A 17761-nucleotide genomic window follows, 5' to 3' on the forward strand; every position below is an offset into this window, starting at 1 on the left:
TTACAGTACTTCTGGGGCTAGTGAAACGATTTTCATGAACTTATCATTACGAAGTTCACGAGTCACAGGGCCGAAGATACGAGTACCAATAGGCTGCAAGTTATCATTTAAGATAACAGCTGCATTGCTATCGAAACGGATCAAAGAACCGTCTGGACGACGAACGCCTTTTTTGGTGCGCACAACTACCGCGTTTTTAACATCACCTTTCTTCACTTTACCGCGAGGAATAGCTTCTTTTACAGAAACTTTAATGATGTCGCCAATCGCTGCATAGCGACGGTGAGAACCACCAAGGACTTTTATACACTGCACTTTGCGAGCGCCGCTGTTATCAGCAACTTCCAGCTGAGTTTGCATTTGGATCATGTTAATGACCTCCGGTGTAGTAATTACAACTTGTCTTAAATTCGTTTAAAATCAAGACATTTCGATTGAAATCCACTCAAAAAACAAGCTAGTTGTCTCTTAAGGGCGGGCAATTGTACCAGCATTACGGGGGGAGCGGTAGGTTATTTTTTAATTAATTATGAGGGAAAGCTAATTAATATTGAGTAATTACGGCTATCTAGCTACTTTACATATGGTTACAAAACAAACAAGGCACTATCTTAGTGCCTTGTAGATTATTTATCAGGGTTTTAGCCAAACAAACCTTTCAATTTATCTTTAAGTTTGTCTTTTGCTTTTTCTTTGAGCTTTTCTTTTGCTTCTTCTTTAAGCGCATTACCAAAATCAAGCTTAATGCCTACATCATGGAATGGCCCTTTAATACGCAGTGGTATTTTAAAGCCGGTACTATCATCGGTTGTACCCTGCCCCTCAATAGAACCGACTATACCGGTTACTAGTCGGTAATTAATAATAGTATTAGGTAAATCCACATCACCTTCGCCTGAAATACGGATCAGTGGGCTGATTAACGACAGGTCGTTATTATGGCCCACCCCATTAGTAAACTTAAAGCTACCCGTTAATGCTGAGAAGTCGGTTTGCTGTGACTTATCAAAGCCAGTATCTAGTCCTTCTGATACAGCCCCTACATTACCTTTAAGCAACTCTTTACCTTTGCGAATCATTTCAGCTATATTTGCGCCTTGTACTGCGCCATTAGCAAACTCAAACCCTAACTCACCATTAAGTGCGTTAACAAACTCTTTTTGGCTTTGCCCATTTGTGGTTAAGTTCCAATTTAATGAGCCATTACCCATTAATTTATCAAATCCTGCGGCATCGGTTAATAACGGTTGTGCATCAATACCTGCCAAATCAAAATTAGTGGTTATTTTATAAGGTATTTGCTGGGCATTAATATTAATTGCCCCTTTCCCTGTTCCCTCATAGGCTGCAAAGTTATCTAAGCTTAATTTAGCGACACTATTTTTTAACGCTACTGTAAATTGGTTTGCACCGAGTTTAATATCGTTAGCTTTTAAACCGCTTGAGCGTATTACTACATTAGCATCAAGCGTATTTAAGGCACTTAAGTCTATTTTAGTGTCGTCCCATACAATAGGCTCTGCTGGTTTAGTTTCGTCTGTAGTTGGCTGCTCTTTTTTAGCTACGGCTTCTGGTAAGTATGGGTTTAAGTCAAGCATACCTAAGTCAATGTTTGCCATTACAGCAAGTCGTTTACCTAAATTAAGCTCACTTTTACCTTTTATTTGCAGTGCATCTAATGTGGCAATAAGCTCTTCAAGCTTAAATTGCTCACCCGCTAAATGCATTTTGCCATTTACACTAAAAGCATTAAAGGCGTTATCTTTGGCGTTTAACTCTACACCTTGCCATTTGGCTATATTTTTTACCGAGTCTCCACTTAGCGCTAACTGACCTTTTATATCTTGGCCTTGTTTAGCAATAGTTCCCTCAAAGGTTAAATCAACTAAACGTGAATCTAAACTCTGCTGAATATTAAAAGTAGTACCTTCGATCGCTTTTGCTGGCGTATCTAGTTTTACATCAAGCTCAAAGCGCTCTTGCATGTAAGTTATTGCGCCTTTTACTTCTAATGTTTTACGCAGTGATGGAAGTAAAATAGCCAGTTCTAAATCACTTATTTGCTGTTTAACCCCGGTTTTACCATCTAAATAAGTAAAGGTACCACCATAAATGGCAACTTCCCCTAGCTCAATGTCAAAGTTCTCAGGTAATTTTATAGCTTCCGCAGATCCTGTTTGCTCTTTAGGCTGCTCAGCTACCGCATCAAATAGCTGCCAGTTAGCTTTACCGTTTTTATCGGTCTCTAATAAAATATCAGGCTCGTTAATAACAAACTTATCGAGTTTAAATTCACCATCTAATAGCGATAGCCAAGGGATGTGTACTGCAAGCTGCTGCATACTTGCCATATCGGCGCGAGAGCCCGATTTCATGTTGGCAAAATGTACATCATTAAGTTCTAATTTTAATGCAGGAAATACACTCAGCGTTTTATCGCCTTTAATAGTTAATGTACGTCCTGTGGTTTGTTCTACCTGCTCAGAGACTTTATTAAAAATAGCATCAGTAGGAATTAAAAAGGGTGCTGCAACGATAAGTGCAATACATAACAGCAGTATTACACCTATAATTTTAAATAAGGTTTTCATGATCGTCCTTTCAAATGTGCAAATAATACTCATATCATAGCGAGAGTTATCACTAAAATCATTGTCAGTACTAAAAAAAATAACTTTCAACTAATTTATTTTTTAATGATGAATCTACGCGCTAATAATATCAACACTATTTAAATATTAACAAACAACACATGAACGCTTTATAAAAAACAACAAATCATTACTTTTCAACAAGTAAGACATGAAAAACACACTGTCGTATGATTTTCAAACAATCTAAACTAATTGAGTTTTCGTCACTGAAGTTAACTATTTTATTGTTTTAATAAATTAATAATTATGAGCACTTTAACTGTTGTATTCTTAAGGCTTGTATATGCCTCTGTTGTTATTGCAAGATTTGCGCTAAAATAGACCAGCTAAAAAATGCATCTAACTCGAGGTTCTACAAGGCATGAAAAAACTGCTAATTTCACCGTCACAAATGTCGCTAGGCGAGCAAGAAAACCAAATATACCAAAACATTCTGAAGCAATCCTCAGAACTCAGCCTAAATCTAATGGCCGTGAAAGTAGAAAACCACCCAGATGATTTTTTACTTTGGTGCTATGAACTGCTTAACGCAAGCAAAGATCGTATGAATTACGACTTGCTAGAGCCGCAACAGTTACCAGTACTAAAAAAACTGCACGACCAACTTATTTCTGCTATTAGCTTTTTACAAGTTAAAACGTTACGTGTAGCGCCTTGGCCTGTAGTAACTACATTTATTGAGCAGCACAAAGATCTTATTGCACTTGATGAGCAGCTTCGCTTAACAAGCTACATTGCAAGCATTCGCCCGCAATCACTTAAAGATATGATCCCAGAAGACTTACTTGCATTTAGTGGTAAGCACATGGCATCGCTTGATCCAAGCACTTACAACTTTGATGTTGAATGGTTTGCATCAACTAAAAGCGCTAAAGCGTTTCATCAACTACTGGCTGATATGCCTGATGCGTTTGATGATGCACTTAGCAATATTCCGTTGGAAGGTAATATTACTCATTATGAGTACCAGCAATTTGTTGCTGCTTACTTAAAAGCTTTTAGCGATGGTAACGAAAAGCCAACGCTCGCTCCAGCAACTCGCTTATTAGCGATGCGTCGTCCTGACGTATTTACTCCTATTAGCAATAATAGATTAGATGCTTTATGTGGCGCACTGGGTGTTAGCAAGCTAAAAAACACTGACTTTGAGCGTTACTGGCAAGACATAGTACAAAAAATTCAAACTCTGTCTTGGTTTAAAATGGCTAAAGCAGACAACGAATTAGAAGAGCAGCTGGTAAGCATTAAAGCGCTTATTCCGTGCTTTTTTTACTATGCAGACACCACAACAGCCGATAGCTCTAATTACATCAAGCTGCTAAGCAAGCCAAAGCGCAGTACTTCAGGTACAGGTAAAACTAAGCGTAGAGGTAAAGAATCTGCAGAAATTTTAGTAGACCGCGCACTTGCAGCTGACGATATTCCTGAGCATATTCGTAGCAAACGTGATTCTATTATTAATGAAGTACAAAAAGGTCGTGGAGTTAACGAAACAATTAGCTTAATGCGTACTATTTTTGGTTAATTATTAATAACTAACCTAGCAGCGCCGATTTGGTGCAGCTAGGTTAATTTATGCACCACAAATGTAAAACCCCTTAAAATCTTATCTCTGCACCTCTCCCTCTACTAATTATAAGCTATTGTTTTAAAACACCTAAAACCATATTCACTGCAATAAAGTGAAGCTGGCATACCCCGTGCAATCTTCTTTTCTGTTAAATAATAAAATGCTGCCAAGCTATAAGCCTTAAAGCTTTGGCATGCAATCATATAACAGGAACTAAAACATGCTAAAACTACAAAAAGTCATAACAATAACAGCACTCTCTTTAGTTAGTGTCGCATCAACAGCAGCCTATGCTGAAGTAACCGCTAATGCGGCAGCAACATCAAACTATTTATGGCGCGGACAAGAACAAACCAGTGGTGATGCTGCCATTTCAGGCGGCATTGACTACACCAACGAGTCTGGTTTTTATGCCGGTGCTTGGGCATCAAATGCCTCTTGGGCCGATGAGATGACCTATGAATTAGACTTGTATGCAGGCTTTGGTGGCGCTATTAATGAAAGCGTGAGCTACGATGTTGGTTACATTTATTATGCATACCCAGATGCAGCTTCCACGGCTGATGCTGACTTTTCTGAGATTTACGGCAGTATAAGTGTAAAAGGCTTCACCTTTGGTGCTGCTGTATTAGCAACCTCTGCAGCAAGTGGTGACGGTACAGACTTTGCTGACTCACTTTACCTAACGGCAGATTATGCTTTTGCTGTTGGCAATAACGGCACCGAAATAGCATTTCATTTAGGCCACTACTCTGGTGATTTTATAGGTGATGACAATATTATTGATTATGGCATAGCAGTATCTAAAGATGGTTTCACTTTTGGTTTATCTGATACCGATATAGATGGCTCTGACGTAAAAGCCTATGTTGCTTATTCAGTAGACTTTACACTTTAAAAATTACACTGTAATTGCTGCAACCCAAGAGCCGAAAGGCTCTTTTTTAGTTTTAGCAGCATAAATAACCTGGCCACTAAACAAACTACGTTAACAAACCGTTACAATAAAATAATCACCTTATCCTCATTTTGCCTTATGCTATAGCCAGTAATTCCCCCCAAATTAGGTTATTAAGGAATAATAATGAAGTCACCTAACGCGCTAAGCGCACTAATCGATATTTATATCAGCCCAAGTAAAGCGTTTAATGGTATAGAGCAAGCAAAAGGCTGGTCATGGTTGGCCCTTATTTGTATAGCAGTTGCCACCGCCGCGAGTATGTTTGTTTTTTATAATAGTGTTGATATACAGTTTTTAATTAATGAGCAAGTAGCCGTTTCAAGTGTTGATGCCACTATTGGCGAGCAAAAAATGATTCGTCAAGCGATTGAACAAAATGCCCCAAACCAAATGTGGTTTGGCATGATCGGCGGTATTATTGGCATAGTAATAATGAATGCTTTAGTTGCACTTTATTATATGCTGATAGCTAAACTCGATCCTAACTCACAACATAGTTACGGTGCTTGGTATGGCTTTTCATTATGGACAATGATGCCTACGGTTATTTCAAGCCTTGGCACTATCGCCTTAGTATTAATGGCCAACACAGATCAAATTTCGCAACAAGCGGTGTTTAGTTACGCTTCTATCAATCAGCTCATTGTTGGGCTTGATGCCACACATACTTTTTATACCTTACTAGAATCAATTAACCTGTTCACTATTTGGAGCATTGCGCTGGGCATGGTTGGGCTAAAATGCTGGACTAATTTCTCAACTAATAAAGCACTGCTGTTTGCAGCCTTACCAAGTATTATTATTTTTAGTGTTTGGGCGATTATAGCCGCACTTTAATTATTATGCAGAGGCAAGTTAGCCTCTGCACATTTTCACTCACGGACCGATAAAATGAAAAAAGCCATTATCATCACACTCGCTATTGCCGCTTTTATAGCGTTAATTGTATCAAAACAAATTTCTGGTGATAAAAAACAGCCCGAGGTAAATATCGCCCATGTTGAACTAGGCAATATTGCCGACTCAATAATGGCGTCTGGTAACTTAGTATTTAATACTCAAGTTCAGCTGCGCTCTGAAGTTACCGGCCGAGTAGATAAAGTATTTGTCGAAGAAGGCCAAAGTGTAAAACAAGGCGATATTTTAATGCGCCTTGATACCACTGCATTTGAATCTGAAGTAACCCGCAATAAAGCGCTACTACGTGCCACCGAAATAGAAATTAAACATAGCCAAATTCGCTTAGTTAACTTTGAGCGCCAACTAAAAAGACAAAAAGAGCTTTACGATGTCGGTTTGGGCAATGAAGAAGCCTATGAAAACCTAGCAAGTGCCCGCGACTTAGCTAAAATAGATATTGAATCTCGTAAAGAGTCGTTTAACCAAGCTCATGCGTCGTTGCAAATTGCCCAAGATCGGTTAAATAAAAGTGTTTTTAAAGCGCCTATGAGTGGCCTATTGGCTTCGGTTAATATTAAAGAAGGCGAAACGGTTATTGCCGGAACGACCAATATAATAGGCTCTGATTTAATGCTGGTTGCTGACCCCAGTGCTATTTTAGCTGAGTTGCGGGTTGATGAAACCGACATAGCCAGTATTAAACTCCACCAAAAAGCAAATATTTATGCCGCTGCTTATCCTAATAATCCTTTTACTGGCACAGTAATAAACATTGGTACCTCGGCTAAAAATCAGCCTGGCTCACAAGGGTTATCATTTAAGGTAAAAGTATTACTCGATGCTACCGATCGTCAACTATATGCCGGAATGAGCTGTAGAGCAGAAATTGCCACCAGCATTGCCGAAAATGGTTTAAAGTTACCAATAGAAGCAATTCAAAAACAAGACGACAGCACCTTTGTTTGGCGCCTAAATAACGACAACAGCGTTAGTAAAGTAACCGTAGCTGTTGGTATATCATCAGATATTGAACAAGCAATTACCGAGGGGCTCAATGAAGGTGACAAAATAGTTATTGGCCCGGCTCGCCCTATTAGTACTTTAAAAGAAGGCGACACAGTAAAAGTAAAAGCCGCTGCGAAGGAAAACAACTAATGACTGCGGTGATCAAGCTTGAGCATATTAATAAACAATACAAAATGGGCGCTGAGATATTTAAAGCACTTGATGATGTAAACATTAGCATTATGCCCAATGAATATGTGGCCATTATTGGCCCCTCAGGATCTGGCAAGTCTACCCTAATGAATTTGTTAGGCTGCTTAGATACCCCCACCAGCGGCGAGTATTATTTAAAAGATAAGTTAGTAAAAAGTATGACCGAAACCGAGCTTGCGCACCAACGCAACGAAAGCGTCGGATTTATATTTCAAAGCTTTAACTTATTACCACGCGCATCGGCGCTAGAAAATGTAATGCAGCCTTTAGTTTACCGCTTTACCCCTAGCAAACAACGCAAACAGCAAGCCCTTGAGGCGCTAAAGCGCGTGGGCTTAGCCGACAAAGTAAATCACTTATCAAGCCAGCTGTCGGGCGGGCAACGTCAACGAGTTGCTATTGCTCGTGCTTTAGTCACTAAACCGCATATATTATTAGGTGATGAGCCAACCGGTAACTTAGACAGTAAAACCACCCGCGAAATTATGGCCTTATTTGATGAGCTGCATAACGAAGGGCATACCATTATTTTGGTTACACATGAGCAAGAAATTGCCGACCACTGTCAGCGGGTAATTCGCTTAGTGGATGGTAAAGTAGTGAGTGACGTAACTAAAAACCAAGGAGCAAGGCAGCATGTTTAAACTTGCACTGGCCACTATGGAAGGCACTAAAGCCGCATTTTCGGCAATTAAAGCAAATGCTATGCGCTCTGCCCTCACCTGTTTAGGTATTATTATTGGCGTGGCCGCAGTAGTAACTGTGGTTGCTGTAATGCAAGGCTTTACCAAGCAAATAAACGATCAGTTCGCTGATATGTCGCCCGATGTAACTACTATTAAGGCGTATACCAGTATTGAGCTAGAAATGGTTGGTAAAAATGCAAAACTTAGCTACGACGATTTTTTAACCTTAAAAGCACGAGTAAAAGAAGCAGAAACACTCACCGCACTAATGTTTACTTGGCGTTTTTCAGGCGGAGCTGAGTATGGTAATAAAAGTCATTCATCGCGGGTTATGGGTACTGAGCAAGACTATCAAAAAGCATACCGTACCTACCCCGATCTAGGCCGTTTTATTCGCGCTGAAGACGACGAAAAACGCCGCCGCGTAGCTTTTATTGGGCCGTCAATTATCGAAAAATTAAACTTACCCAGCAATCCGGTAGGTGAATACATAAAGCTAGGTGGCGAATGGTTTAGAATTATTGGTGTAGCCGAAAAACAAGGTAGCTTTTTGGGCTTTGATCAAGACGATTATATTAATATTCCCATTAGCACTATGAGTGCGTTAGAGGGAGGCAATACGCAAAGTAATGTACAAATTATGTTTAGGCTTGAAGACAACGCTAACGAAGAGCAGGTACTAGCAAAAATTACTCGTATACTGCGCCAGTTACATAAACTTAAAGACGGCGACGACAATGACTTTGAATTTGAAACTGCTGAAAAAGCCCGCGCCCAAGTAGATAAATTTACCGGTAGTGCCACTGCCATAACCGCAGGTATTGTTGGTATTAGCTTATTAGTTGGTGGCATAGGTGTAATGAATATTATGTTAGTGTCGGTAACTGAGCGCACCCGCGTGATTGGCACCCTTAAAGCGCTAGGCGCTACACCCGGCTTTATAATGTTGCAGTTTTTAGTTGAGGCTGTGGTGTTATCGCTATTTGGCGGGTTGATTGGGCTTGCCATTGGTTATGGTGCAGCGGGGCTTATTTCGTTTATGGTTCCTAGCATGCCAGATGCGTATATTCCGGCATGGGCGGTAATGTTGTCGTTTGGTTTTACTTCATTAATTGGCATAGTGTTTGGTTTAGCCCCAGCCATTAAAGCCGCCAGGCTCAACCCTATAGATGCACTGCGTTACGAGTAACAATAGCATTGTAGTTGCTTACAAGGATGTAAGCCTAGTACATAATTAACACAGTGATTAAAACTCTCTTTAAACTTCAAGCACAAAGTATTACCCTACTTAAACACCACTTAAAAAATGAACTTTTAACGCTTAAACCACCCAAAGTACACACTATTGATATTGCTCACGGCTAATTTTAAATAAGGTATTAAATGCACAAAAAGCTAATACGTTGCATTATTGCTGCATGCTCTTTTTTAACTATAAACTCTAGCTTGGCGCTAGCACAACTAAACCCATCAGATGAAGCGCAAGGTATAACCGAAACCGCATATACTCCTCTGCGTTGTAATCAGCAACTACAGGCAAGTAGGCAAAAAACATACAGCCGTAAGTTTATTGTTCCTCAACAAGCTAGGTTACTCTCATGGAATATTTATAAGGCACAAAACCAAGGCCTATATAAAGATTTAACTCACCTTAATGAAACTGCTGATATTGTTTTATTACAAGAGGCTATTGTAGATACACGCCTTACTAGCCTTAAACCTTTTTGGCGTTTTTCGCCCGGTTATAAAAGTGGCAATGTACAATCTGGTGTAATGACGCTTAGCCGCTGGCCTGCAACTGTACATTGTACTTTTATTCATAAAGAGCCATGGTTACGAAGCCCAAAAGCAACTAACATTGTTGAATATGCAATGGCTAACCAACAACGCTTATTGAGCGTTAATTTGCACGGCATTAACTTTACGTTTGGTACTAAAGCCTACGCGCAACAGTTACAAGCCAGTATAAAAATAATGCAACAACACAAAGGGCCAATTCTTTTTGCGGGCGATTTAAACGCATGGAGCGATGCACGCCAAAAGCTAGTTAATGACGCGCTGACTAAACTGGGCCTTAAAGAAGCTATATACGTAGATGACAAGCGTACAAAAGCATTTGGTTTAGCCCTGGATCAAGTGTGGGCTCGTGGTGTTGTTATTTCTGATACTTTAGTAAGCGAATATACCAGTTCTGATCACAACCCTATTTTAGCCACTTTAAAAATTGATGATGTATAACATGAAAAAAACTCGTATTTATTCTGCTTGGCTACTGGCCATATTATTCACCTTTTTTAGCCAAATAAGCCTAGCTGCACCCCCAAAACAATTACCCAATCGAGAACCCGACCAAGAAGTGCAGCATTTAATTACCTTTATTAGCAACAGCAACGCCACTTTTATCCGCAATGGCGATGAACATACTAGCAAAGAAGCCGCCGAGCATTTAGCCATGAAATACCGTAAAGCTAAACGTTATGCAAAAACAGCCGACGACTTTATTAATAATCTAGCCAGTAAAAGTTCATGGAGTGGTAAAGCCTACACGGTAATTTTAAGCAGTGGTGCTAAGTTAACCGCAAATAGCTGGCTAACCAATGAGCTAATACGATTTAGAAACACAAAAAAGCCGTAGTAAATACGGCTCTCTAAAGCTATCAATAATAACAAGCTAAGCGTTACCTAGCTGTATGCGCTAAGTTAGGTACGTAATCTATCGCTAGAATATCGCCGGGGTTAAGCCCAGTAACTACATGCTGCTTTGCGCCAATTATTTCACCTAAGCGCACAAACCGGCGTTCTATTTGCTCATTGTCACTATTAATCACATACAGCATAGTTAATTGGCCAAACTCATGTATCCAGCTACTATCTAGCAATATTCCTTGTTCATCGGGTAATACTAACTCTAATTGCGCATACAAGCCGGGCATTACCCCTACAGAAGAGTCAAAGTCTAAGCGAATTAACAAACTACGTGAGGCGCTATCGGCAACCGGAACTATTTCGGCCACTGTGGCTGGCGAGGTTAAATTAAGCGCAGGCAGCTTTATGGTTAAACTTTGCCCTAACTGCAATTTAACCGCTTGCATTTCTCGCACACTAAACTCAACTTGTAGCTGCTGCGGGTTATATAATCCCAATAAAGCCTGCCCAGGCGTAGCTGTATCACCAGGTTCGACTAACCGCTCTACTACAACCCCCGAAATAGGCGCTGTAATACGAGTGTAACTCAGCGCAACTTTGGCTTGTGTTTGCTGCTGCTTAGCGGCAATTAAATTGGCCGATAAACTATCAAAATTTGCCTTCGCATTATCTAACTCACTTAACGATACTAAGCCTTGCGCATACACACTTTCAATTCGCTTAAGTTGCTTTGTAGCTTGGGTTAATGCGGCTTGAATAGCATTAATTTGCGCCTCACTTTGTGCTAATTGCGCTTTAAAGTCATCTTGTTGTAAGGTAATGAGTAAATCACCTTTGGTTACTTTATCGCCCGCGCGTACACTTAAACGCTCAACTTGCGCCATAACTCGCGATGAAATTTGGGTATTTTGTTTCGCAATAATACTGCCTGGCACCCATTCACTACGGGATATTTTTTGTAGTAAAACCGTTTCCCGCTTACCGTGGTAATTGTTAGCGTTGGTCGTTTTCAAACCAGCAACTTGCTTATTTGAAAAGCTGCCCGCCATATACAATACGGCGCCTACTACCACTAATAAAGCGAGTAACGAGCCAACTAGTTTTGATTTACCTTGCATGCGTTTCTCCCGCAGTGGTTTCTGTGTTTGCAAATACTAAGTAATAAACAAGCGGCACTACAAATAACGAAAACAACGTTGATGCCACAATGCCAAAAATAATCGCAATTGCTAAGCCACTAAATACCGGATCTAGTGTAATCACTAAGTTACCTAATAATGTAGTGCCTGCGGTTAGTAGTACGGGGCGCATGCGCACTGTTCCTGCTGCAATTAACGCTGCTTTTATTGCCATACCTTGGGCGCGTGCTTGATTAATAAACTCAACTAAAATAAGTGAATTACGCACCACAATACCCGCCAAGGCAATCATGCCTATCATCGCAGTAGCGGTAAATAAAACCGGCTCGGGAGCTGATGCAATACTGCGCTCACCAAACTGATTAAGTAACCAAAAACCAGGCATAATACCAATAACAGTGAGTGGTATTGCCGACATAATAATAAGCGACAAGCTTACTGAGCGTGTTTGTAGCCGTAAAATAATAAAAATGGCGCTAAGTGCAAATGCAAAGGCAATCCCCATATCTCTAAATACATCTATGGTAATACGCCACTCTCCTTCACCGCTAAATGTTACTTGCGTACCTGGCGGTAATTGCCAAGGTGCGGTGCCACCATTATTAAAAAAGTGCCGCGCTAACCAAGGCGTTTTTACAAAATCGTCTGTTGATATATTTAAATCAGCAGTTACATCGGCAATTATTGCTGCGGGAGTTCTACCATTTAGCTCTGCCATAACATAAATAACTTCGCGCTGATCTTTGCGCATAATAGTTTGCGCTACATTTAATTGAGTAAACTCTCCAAGCTCAGAAAGCGCAACTAAAGGCCGCGGCGCACTGCTTAAGCCAAATTTACTCGCATTTTTAGCTATGTCTCTGTCGCCCCTTAGTTGTAATGCTAGCAATTGTGCAAATTGATTGCGTTCGCTATAAGATAGCTGCAGTTTTATTGGCACAGGCTGAGTTTCGTTGCTGACATAAAGCTGCCCAACCGTTTGCCCTTGTGACGCTATGCTAAGTGTTTGCGTGATATTTTCGGTAGATATAGCACTATGCGCCGCTTTCGTTTTATCAGTAATAAAACGCTGCAAAGGGGCTGCTGCAACCATTGAAGTATCAACCTCTACCACATGAGGTTCTTGTTTTAAGCGCGTTGCAACTTGCTCTGCGGCTAAATAATGCGTTTGCCTATCAATAAATGTATCTCGATAAACCTCTGCCACTAAAGTACTTAACACCGGCGGCCCTGGCGGCACTTCAACTACTTTAATCACTATGCCGTTATTTACTAATGGTGCTAACTGTTTACGCAAACGCATTGCCACCGCATGAGATTGATGCTCGCGCGCTGTTTTATCTAGTAGTAGCACTCTTAGTTCAGCTAAGTTCGGTGCTTCTCGTCGGTAATAACCGCGTACCATACCATTAAAGTCCATACTTGAAGGCTGGCCTACATAAGTGGCTATTTCACTTACTTCGTTTAATTGCCATGTGAGTGTTTGGATTTGTTTAGTAAATGCAGCTGTGCGCTCCAGATTAGTCCCCTCTGGCATATCTATCAGTACTTGCAGCTCATTTTTATTATCAAAAGGGAGTAGCTTTAAAGGCACCAAACGCATCACGGGTAACATGGCGCTGATAATAAATAATGCTAGGGTTAGCCACAAAACAAGTTTTGCTCGCCCCTTAGAAACCAATAATGGGCTTAATATTCTTTGATATGCACCAACTTTAGGAGCAAGCTCGGAGGGTTGTTCGTTATCAGGCTTGAGTAACTTCATCGCAAGCCAAGGGGTTACAAAAAATGCAACAATGGTAGAAACCATCACGCTAACCGGCACATTAAATGCCATAGGTGCCATATATGGCCCCATCATGCCGGTAATAAACGCCAGTGGAATAAACGCCACCATTATAGTGAGTGTCGACATAAGCAAGGCATTTCGAATTTCGCTCATTGCGCCAACAACATGTTGTTTTTTATCGCCTTTATTATTTATAAAGCGACTAATATTATCAATACCCGTGATAGGGTCGTCTACCAGTAAGCCTAATGATAAAATAAGCGCAAATAAGGTCACCCGATTAATGGTGTAACCAAATGCAAAATCTAATGAGAGTGTAATGCCATAACAAATAGGAACCGCCAGCCCAACTACCACAGCAGGGCGCCAACCTAAAAACACGCCAACAAATATCACCACAGTAAACACTGCAAACACTAAACTTGATGTGAGGTTATTTACTTTTTCATTCGCAGTTTGGCCATAATCTCTAAGTACTGTATAGCTAACTTCTGGTGGCAATAAGGTATTTGCAAGTTCATTAATCATAGTATGAACATCATTAGCAACAGCAACTGCATTAGTCCCTGTTTGCTTAGCTACGCTTAAAGTAACCATAGGCAACTGCTGCTGATCAGTTGATTGCGCTAACCATTGGTAATGCTCAGTTTCACTAGGGCCATCGCTGACTGTTGCAATGTCCATCAAGTAAACACTTTTACCATTAACCACATTAACAACTAATTGCTCTACCGCTGATTGTGTTCTTAGTACATCACCTGCCTGAATAGCAATTTGCTGCTGATTATCAACCACATTCCCTACTTGAGTGAGTTGGTTTGATACATTTAATGCGTAAAAAACATCGTTTACCGTGGTTTGATGGGCAGCCAGTGCGCTGGCATTTAAATTAATGGTAAGAGTGCGTGTACGCCCCGAAATTACTTTAACTTCACTGGTATGCTCAATGCGTTGTAAATTATTAGCAATTTCGTTAGCAAAACGGGTTAGTTCGTAATCACCATAGAGTTGCGGGGCTTTACTGTATAGCCCCAGCATAACAATAGGTACATCATCCACTTCAACGGGCCGTATTTGCCAACTTTTGATAACAGAAGCCATTGTATGCTGATAACTATTTAATTTTGCATAGGTATCTAAAATAGCTTGTTCGCGGTTGTGCCCTACTTCAAAACGCAGCGTAACCACTGTACTGTTAGTTTGTGTGGTTGAGTAAATATGCTCAACCCCCACCAGCTGAGCCAGTAACTTCTCGAGCGGTTGTGTTACTAACCTAGCGACTTCAGGCGCCTCAACGTTAGGTGCTGATACATAAATATCGAGCATGGGCACAGTAATTTGCGGCTCTTCTTCTCGAGGTGTTTGATTTAGTGCAAATACCCCAAGTAACAAAGACATCACAAAAATAATAATCGGAATGCGACCACTTAAACTACTTTTTACCGCATTGTCTATTAAGCTCATCGCACTTAGCCCTTACAGAATAACCCATACAAGGTACCAAGCAGAACGACTGCATTTTCATCAATGACACGATAATAAATTGTTTGGCTCTCGCGGCGCGTAGCCACAATGTTTGCTTTACGCAACGCTGCTAAGTGCTGAGATAACGCAGACTGCGCTAATGGCACGGCTTCATTGAGCTGAGATACGCTCATTTCTGAATCTTGCAAAGAACATAAAATCATCAAGCGATTTTTATTGGCTAAAATTTTTAATAGCTGCTCGGCTTGTTCTACATTGCCGGCCATGGCAGTAAAGTCAATATTCATACTATGCTCTTATTCTAAAATAGAGTCTAAGTATAAGACGTTAGATTAGAAAAGTCTAATATTAGATTTTACTAATATAGATAAACCTAATATAGTGACTGTACTGAACTAAATAACTGGCCTACTATAATGAAGCTAAATAACGCACTCAGACTAATCGCTGGCATAATGATTATTGTGTCGCTTTTATTGCAAACTTATCACGATCCTAAGTGGATTTACTTTACAGCTTTTATCGCAGTAAATTTAATTCAATCAGCTTTTACTAGCTGGTGCCCAATGATCACTCTATTACGCAAACTTGGCTTTAAGGAATAAACACCATGCTTACCCCTATTCCCGATTTACTAAAAATAATTACTCCTAATCAGCGCCGTATTGATGCCGAACAAGCAAAGAAAGAGCTTGAGCAAAATAAAGGATTGTTGATTGATGTACGAGAACCCGCTGAACATGCCACCAAAGCAGCTATAGGCGCTATAAACATTCCTCGCGGGCTACTTGAAATGAAGCTCATGGAAATAGAAAAAGACGCAGCCCGTCCTATTTATTTACATTGCGCTAGTGGTGCGCGTGCAACATTAAGTGCTGAAGCGCTGACCCGAGTAGGCTACGAAAACGTGACAGTTATTACTTGTAAAGCAGAAGCTGTTTGTCAGGCATTTTAAAGGCCAAAAATTAAATCACTCGGCGATCAACCGATCGCCGAGCTTAAATAACATAATCCAAATTTAAAGGAACACTATGTTCAATTAAAATCAAAGATTGAAATTAATAAACTTCAACGCTAATGTATGAAAAAGGAACACCCGTCTAAGGAAGACTTTATGAAAAAAGCTGCCGCTTTATTACTATTTTTACTCGGTATTGCTCACTCTGTAAATGCTGATGACAGCATTACCTTAATGGTATGTGAAGATTGTAATTATGGCAGAGCCTCTGAACTAGCAAAAAGCAATGTACCATTAGCTCAATGCCACACTACACCCTCTGATCAAAAAGCTGCTATTGCTGATCAAACATGTGATTCAAATCCGCATAAAGTTATTATGATGGATGTCTCTGGTAACAACCACTTTGCATTTTTTGTGGGAAATCATAGTAGAAATGAGTCAGATAAATATATAGAAGCTACGATATTAAATAAAAATGATCTTATTGCTATATCTAAACAAAAAGCAATTGATGAGCATTTCTCAACATTTAAACACACACTTCAAACTGAACTAAGCCTAATGCCACTTTATCAAATAAGTCAGTCTTCTCATCTAGATAGACAAAACAACTGCCCCTCCCATGTAAATAATGCAGTAAAGGCTGTATTTGAAGAATATACATCATCTCGAATTCAAAACTGGGTAAATCATAAAGTTGAAAATAATATTAAAAATCCTGATAGCTTTTTTACATCAAAACCGATCATAGTTGGTGAGACCTTGTATCAGAGTCTGTGGAGTGAGGTGAGTAAGAATTTAAATTTAGAAGTTAATCTTAACAATGGAAGCGACGGGCAATACCGTGTTATTTTTTTAGCGAAGTGGATAAAAGAGTTAGGTGCGTTCAGTTTATCGGTAAACCCTTATTTAACTTATTTAGACGGTATTGCATTAAATCACTATAAAATATCAGCGCCATCAGTCTCCCAATGCTTAAAAAATGCTTTAGATAGAAATCTGTCATCATCAATGTCCTCGTATATTTCGAGCACTAATAATGGAGATACTTAGGGTTAGCATGTTGTAGGCGTCATCGGATGGCGCCTACAAATAAACAAGCCAAAAGCAATCCTTACTTAACCATATTCCCTTTAGCTCCCTATATGACCTAATCATTTTTTCTCTTCCAGAAGTGTAACTAGCATTTGCTCGATGTTTTTTACGCTGTAGGTGAGAGCTCGGAGTAATTCGACTTGGCTTTGTGGCTCATCAGCTTTAGCCTTGCTTGGCTTTGTTTCGGCTAGATTGTCTTTTTGCGTTAAGATGGCCTCGCGAAACTCACTGGCATCAACTACCCCTAGTAACGATACTAATGCGCCATGACCAGACTGACCTGCGGTTTCAAAGCTTAGTCGATATAAACCAAATAAACGCATCAACGGGCCTTGGCTTAACCCGACGTCAGTTATTTTTTCAAGTGGGATGGACTTTTCTTCTTTAAAAAACACACCGCGTTTTACTACTAGCTTACGCTCTAATAAGTTAGCTGACATAGCCGCAAGCATACGCCCAGCCACGATCCAAATTATTAACGCTACAATTGGGATTAATGGGATCCCAACCAAACACACTAAGCAGGTAATAACTCCTAGCGTGATCCAGTAAGATTTTACTTTAGGGTTAAAACTCGCAGTTTTAAGGGCTAACTCAGACATTCATTACCTCCTTGATATTTATTCTATTAACCTAGGGAATATTGTGGCTGAATGC

Annotated in this window: 17 protein-coding genes; 11 read left to right on the top strand and 6 right to left on the bottom strand. The window is 40.1% G+C overall.

Annotated elements, in window-relative coordinates; genetic code table 11:
* Entirely contained in the window at positions 1 to 369 is a 369-nt protein-coding gene (gene rplN, locus PNIG_RS15525; RefSeq protein WP_011329449.1) for a 50S ribosomal protein L14, read from the bottom strand.
* A gap of 272 nt (positions 370 to 641) precedes the next feature.
* On the bottom strand, positions 642 to 2591 hold the full coding sequence (locus PNIG_RS15530) for an AsmA family protein (protein WP_089368840.1): 1950 nt from the start codon (positions 2589 to 2591) through the stop codon (positions 642 to 644).
* Between the two features lie 424 nt (positions 2592 to 3015).
* Here PNIG_RS15530 and PNIG_RS15535 point away from each other — a divergent pair, with 424 nt between their 5' ends.
* The 8 genes from PNIG_RS15535 (at position 3016) to PNIG_RS15570 (ending at position 10624) form a co-directional block, all read left to right on the top strand.
* Positions 3016 to 4179, top strand: coding sequence for a hypothetical protein (locus PNIG_RS15535; protein ID WP_086998963.1), 1164 nt, complete (start codon positions 3016 to 3018; stop codon positions 4177 to 4179).
* A 265-nt stretch (positions 4180 to 4444) separates the two neighbouring features.
* Positions 4445 to 5122, top strand: a complete 678-nt coding sequence (locus tag PNIG_RS15540) for a TorF family putative porin (protein WP_011329453.1) — start codon at positions 4445 to 4447, stop codon at positions 5120 to 5122.
* A gap of 186 nt (positions 5123 to 5308) precedes the next feature.
* On the top strand, positions 5309 to 6022 hold the full coding sequence (locus PNIG_RS15545) for a YIP1 family protein (RefSeq protein WP_011329454.1): 714 nt from the start codon (positions 5309 to 5311) through the stop codon (positions 6020 to 6022).
* Between the two features lie 54 nt (positions 6023 to 6076).
* On the top strand, positions 6077 to 7240 hold the full coding sequence (locus tag PNIG_RS15550; RefSeq protein ID WP_089368841.1) for an efflux RND transporter periplasmic adaptor subunit: 1164 nt from the start codon (positions 6077 to 6079) through the stop codon (positions 7238 to 7240).
* Entirely contained in the window at positions 7240 to 7947 is a 708-nt protein-coding gene (locus PNIG_RS15555; protein ID WP_011329456.1) for an ABC transporter ATP-binding protein, read from the top strand. The genes PNIG_RS15550 and PNIG_RS15555 overlap by 1 nt, the downstream gene beginning before the upstream one ends.
* Positions 7940 to 9178, top strand: coding sequence for an ABC transporter permease (locus PNIG_RS15560; RefSeq protein WP_011329457.1), 1239 nt, complete (start codon positions 7940 to 7942; stop codon positions 9176 to 9178). Before PNIG_RS15555 ends, PNIG_RS15560 begins: the two co-directional genes overlap by 8 nt.
* Positions 9179 to 9372: 194 nt before the next feature.
* Entirely contained in the window at positions 9373 to 10227 is an 855-nt protein-coding gene (locus PNIG_RS15565; RefSeq protein WP_086998950.1) for an endonuclease/exonuclease/phosphatase family protein, read from the top strand.
* Between the two features lies 1 nt (position 10228).
* A complete protein-coding gene (locus tag PNIG_RS15570; protein WP_226898065.1) occupies positions 10229 to 10624 on the top strand; it encodes a YfeK family protein in 396 nt (131 codons plus the stop codon).
* Positions 10625 to 10667: 43 nt separating this feature from the next.
* Here the strand turns inward: PNIG_RS15570 and PNIG_RS15575 are convergent, their stop codons facing one another.
* Genes PNIG_RS15575 through PNIG_RS15585 form a run of 3 tightly spaced genes read right to left on the bottom strand, consistent with a single transcriptional unit; the run spans position 10668 to position 15335 of the window.
* Positions 10668 to 11753 carry an efflux RND transporter periplasmic adaptor subunit gene (locus PNIG_RS15575; protein ID WP_089368842.1) on the bottom strand — a complete coding sequence of 362 codons (1086 nt, stop codon included), beginning with the start codon at positions 11751 to 11753 and terminating at the stop codon, positions 10668 to 10670.
* Positions 11743 to 15027 (bottom strand): efflux RND transporter permease subunit, encoded by a 3285-nt coding sequence (locus PNIG_RS15580; protein WP_089368843.1) that lies wholly within the window; start codon positions 15025 to 15027, stop codon positions 11743 to 11745. The genes PNIG_RS15575 and PNIG_RS15580 overlap by 11 nt, the downstream gene beginning before the upstream one ends.
* A 5-nt stretch (positions 15028 to 15032) precedes the next feature.
* Positions 15033 to 15335, bottom strand: coding sequence for an ArsR/SmtB family transcription factor (locus PNIG_RS15585; RefSeq protein WP_010392476.1), 303 nt, complete (start codon positions 15333 to 15335; stop codon positions 15033 to 15035).
* A gap of 129 nt (positions 15336 to 15464) precedes the next feature.
* Between PNIG_RS15585 and PNIG_RS15590 the strand changes: the two genes are divergently transcribed.
* The 3 genes from PNIG_RS15590 (at position 15465) to PNIG_RS15600 (ending at position 17062) form a co-directional block, all read left to right on the top strand.
* Complete coding sequence (locus PNIG_RS15590) at positions 15465 to 15653, top strand: YgaP family membrane protein (protein ID WP_010392474.1); 189 nt, start codon at positions 15465 to 15467, stop codon at positions 15651 to 15653.
* A 5-nt stretch (positions 15654 to 15658) separates the two neighbouring features.
* Positions 15659 to 16003: a rhodanese-like domain-containing protein gene (locus tag PNIG_RS15595; RefSeq protein ID WP_076922736.1), complete on the top strand. Its 345-nt coding sequence runs from the start codon at positions 15659 to 15661 to the stop codon at positions 16001 to 16003.
* 159 nt (positions 16004 to 16162) lie between these two features.
* Positions 16163 to 17062 (top strand): hypothetical protein, encoded by a 900-nt coding sequence (locus PNIG_RS15600; protein WP_089368844.1) that lies wholly within the window; start codon positions 16163 to 16165, stop codon positions 17060 to 17062.
* Positions 17063 to 17163: 101 nt separating this feature from the next.
* On the opposite strand, the gene PNIG_RS15605 is transcribed toward PNIG_RS15600, so the two are convergent.
* Positions 17164 to 17706: a PH domain-containing protein gene (locus PNIG_RS15605; protein WP_089368845.1), complete on the bottom strand. Its 543-nt coding sequence runs from the start codon at positions 17704 to 17706 to the stop codon at positions 17164 to 17166.
* Positions 17707 to 17761 lie beyond the last annotated feature (55 nt).

Source organism: Pseudoalteromonas nigrifaciens, from assembly GCF_002221505.1.
Lineage (GTDB): Bacteria > Pseudomonadota > Gammaproteobacteria > Enterobacterales > Alteromonadaceae > Pseudoalteromonas > Pseudoalteromonas nigrifaciens.

Bases quoted from the DNA above. Each gene is read 5' to 3' on its own strand.
- PNIG_RS15550 (WP_089368841.1), top strand. From the start codon at position 6,077: ATGAAAAAAGCCATTATCATCACACTCGCTATTGCCGCTTTTATAGCG.
- PNIG_RS15565 (WP_086998950.1), top strand. From the start codon at position 9,373: ATGCACAAAAAGCTAATACGTTGCATTATTGCTGCATGCTCTTTTTTA.
- PNIG_RS15600 (WP_089368844.1), top strand. From the start codon at position 16,163: ATGAAAAAAGCTGCCGCTTTATTACTATTTTTACTCGGTATTGCTCAC.
- PNIG_RS15570 (WP_226898065.1), top strand. From the start codon at position 10,229: ATGAAAAAAACTCGTATTTATTCTGCTTGGCTACTGGCCATATTATTC.
- PNIG_RS15585 (WP_010392476.1), bottom strand. From the start codon at position 15,335: ATGAATATTGACTTTACTGCCATGGCCGGCAATGTAGAACAAGCCGAG.
- PNIG_RS15590 (WP_010392474.1), top strand. From the start codon at position 15,465: ATGAAGCTAAATAACGCACTCAGACTAATCGCTGGCATAATGATTATT.
- PNIG_RS15580 (WP_089368843.1), bottom strand. From the start codon at position 15,027: ATGAGCTTAATAGACAATGCGGTAAAAAGTAGTTTAAGTGGTCGCATT.
- PNIG_RS15605 (WP_089368845.1), bottom strand. From the start codon at position 17,706: ATGTCTGAGTTAGCCCTTAAAACTGCGAGTTTTAACCCTAAAGTAAAA.
- rplN (WP_011329449.1), bottom strand. From the start codon at position 369: ATGATCCAAATGCAAACTCAGCTGGAAGTTGCTGATAACAGCGGCGCT.
- PNIG_RS15535 (WP_086998963.1), top strand. From the start codon at position 3,016: ATGAAAAAACTGCTAATTTCACCGTCACAAATGTCGCTAGGCGAGCAA.
- PNIG_RS15545 (WP_011329454.1), top strand. From the start codon at position 5,309: ATGAAGTCACCTAACGCGCTAAGCGCACTAATCGATATTTATATCAGC.
- PNIG_RS15575 (WP_089368842.1), bottom strand. From the start codon at position 11,753: ATGCAAGGTAAATCAAAACTAGTTGGCTCGTTACTCGCTTTATTAGTG.
- PNIG_RS15595 (WP_076922736.1), top strand. From the start codon at position 15,659: ATGCTTACCCCTATTCCCGATTTACTAAAAATAATTACTCCTAATCAG.
- PNIG_RS15540 (WP_011329453.1), top strand. From the start codon at position 4,445: ATGCTAAAACTACAAAAAGTCATAACAATAACAGCACTCTCTTTAGTT.
- PNIG_RS15555 (WP_011329456.1), top strand. From the start codon at position 7,240: ATGACTGCGGTGATCAAGCTTGAGCATATTAATAAACAATACAAAATG.
- PNIG_RS15560 (WP_011329457.1), top strand. From the start codon at position 7,940: ATGTTTAAACTTGCACTGGCCACTATGGAAGGCACTAAAGCCGCATTT.
- PNIG_RS15530 (WP_089368840.1), bottom strand. From the start codon at position 2,591: ATGAAAACCTTATTTAAAATTATAGGTGTAATACTGCTGTTATGTATT.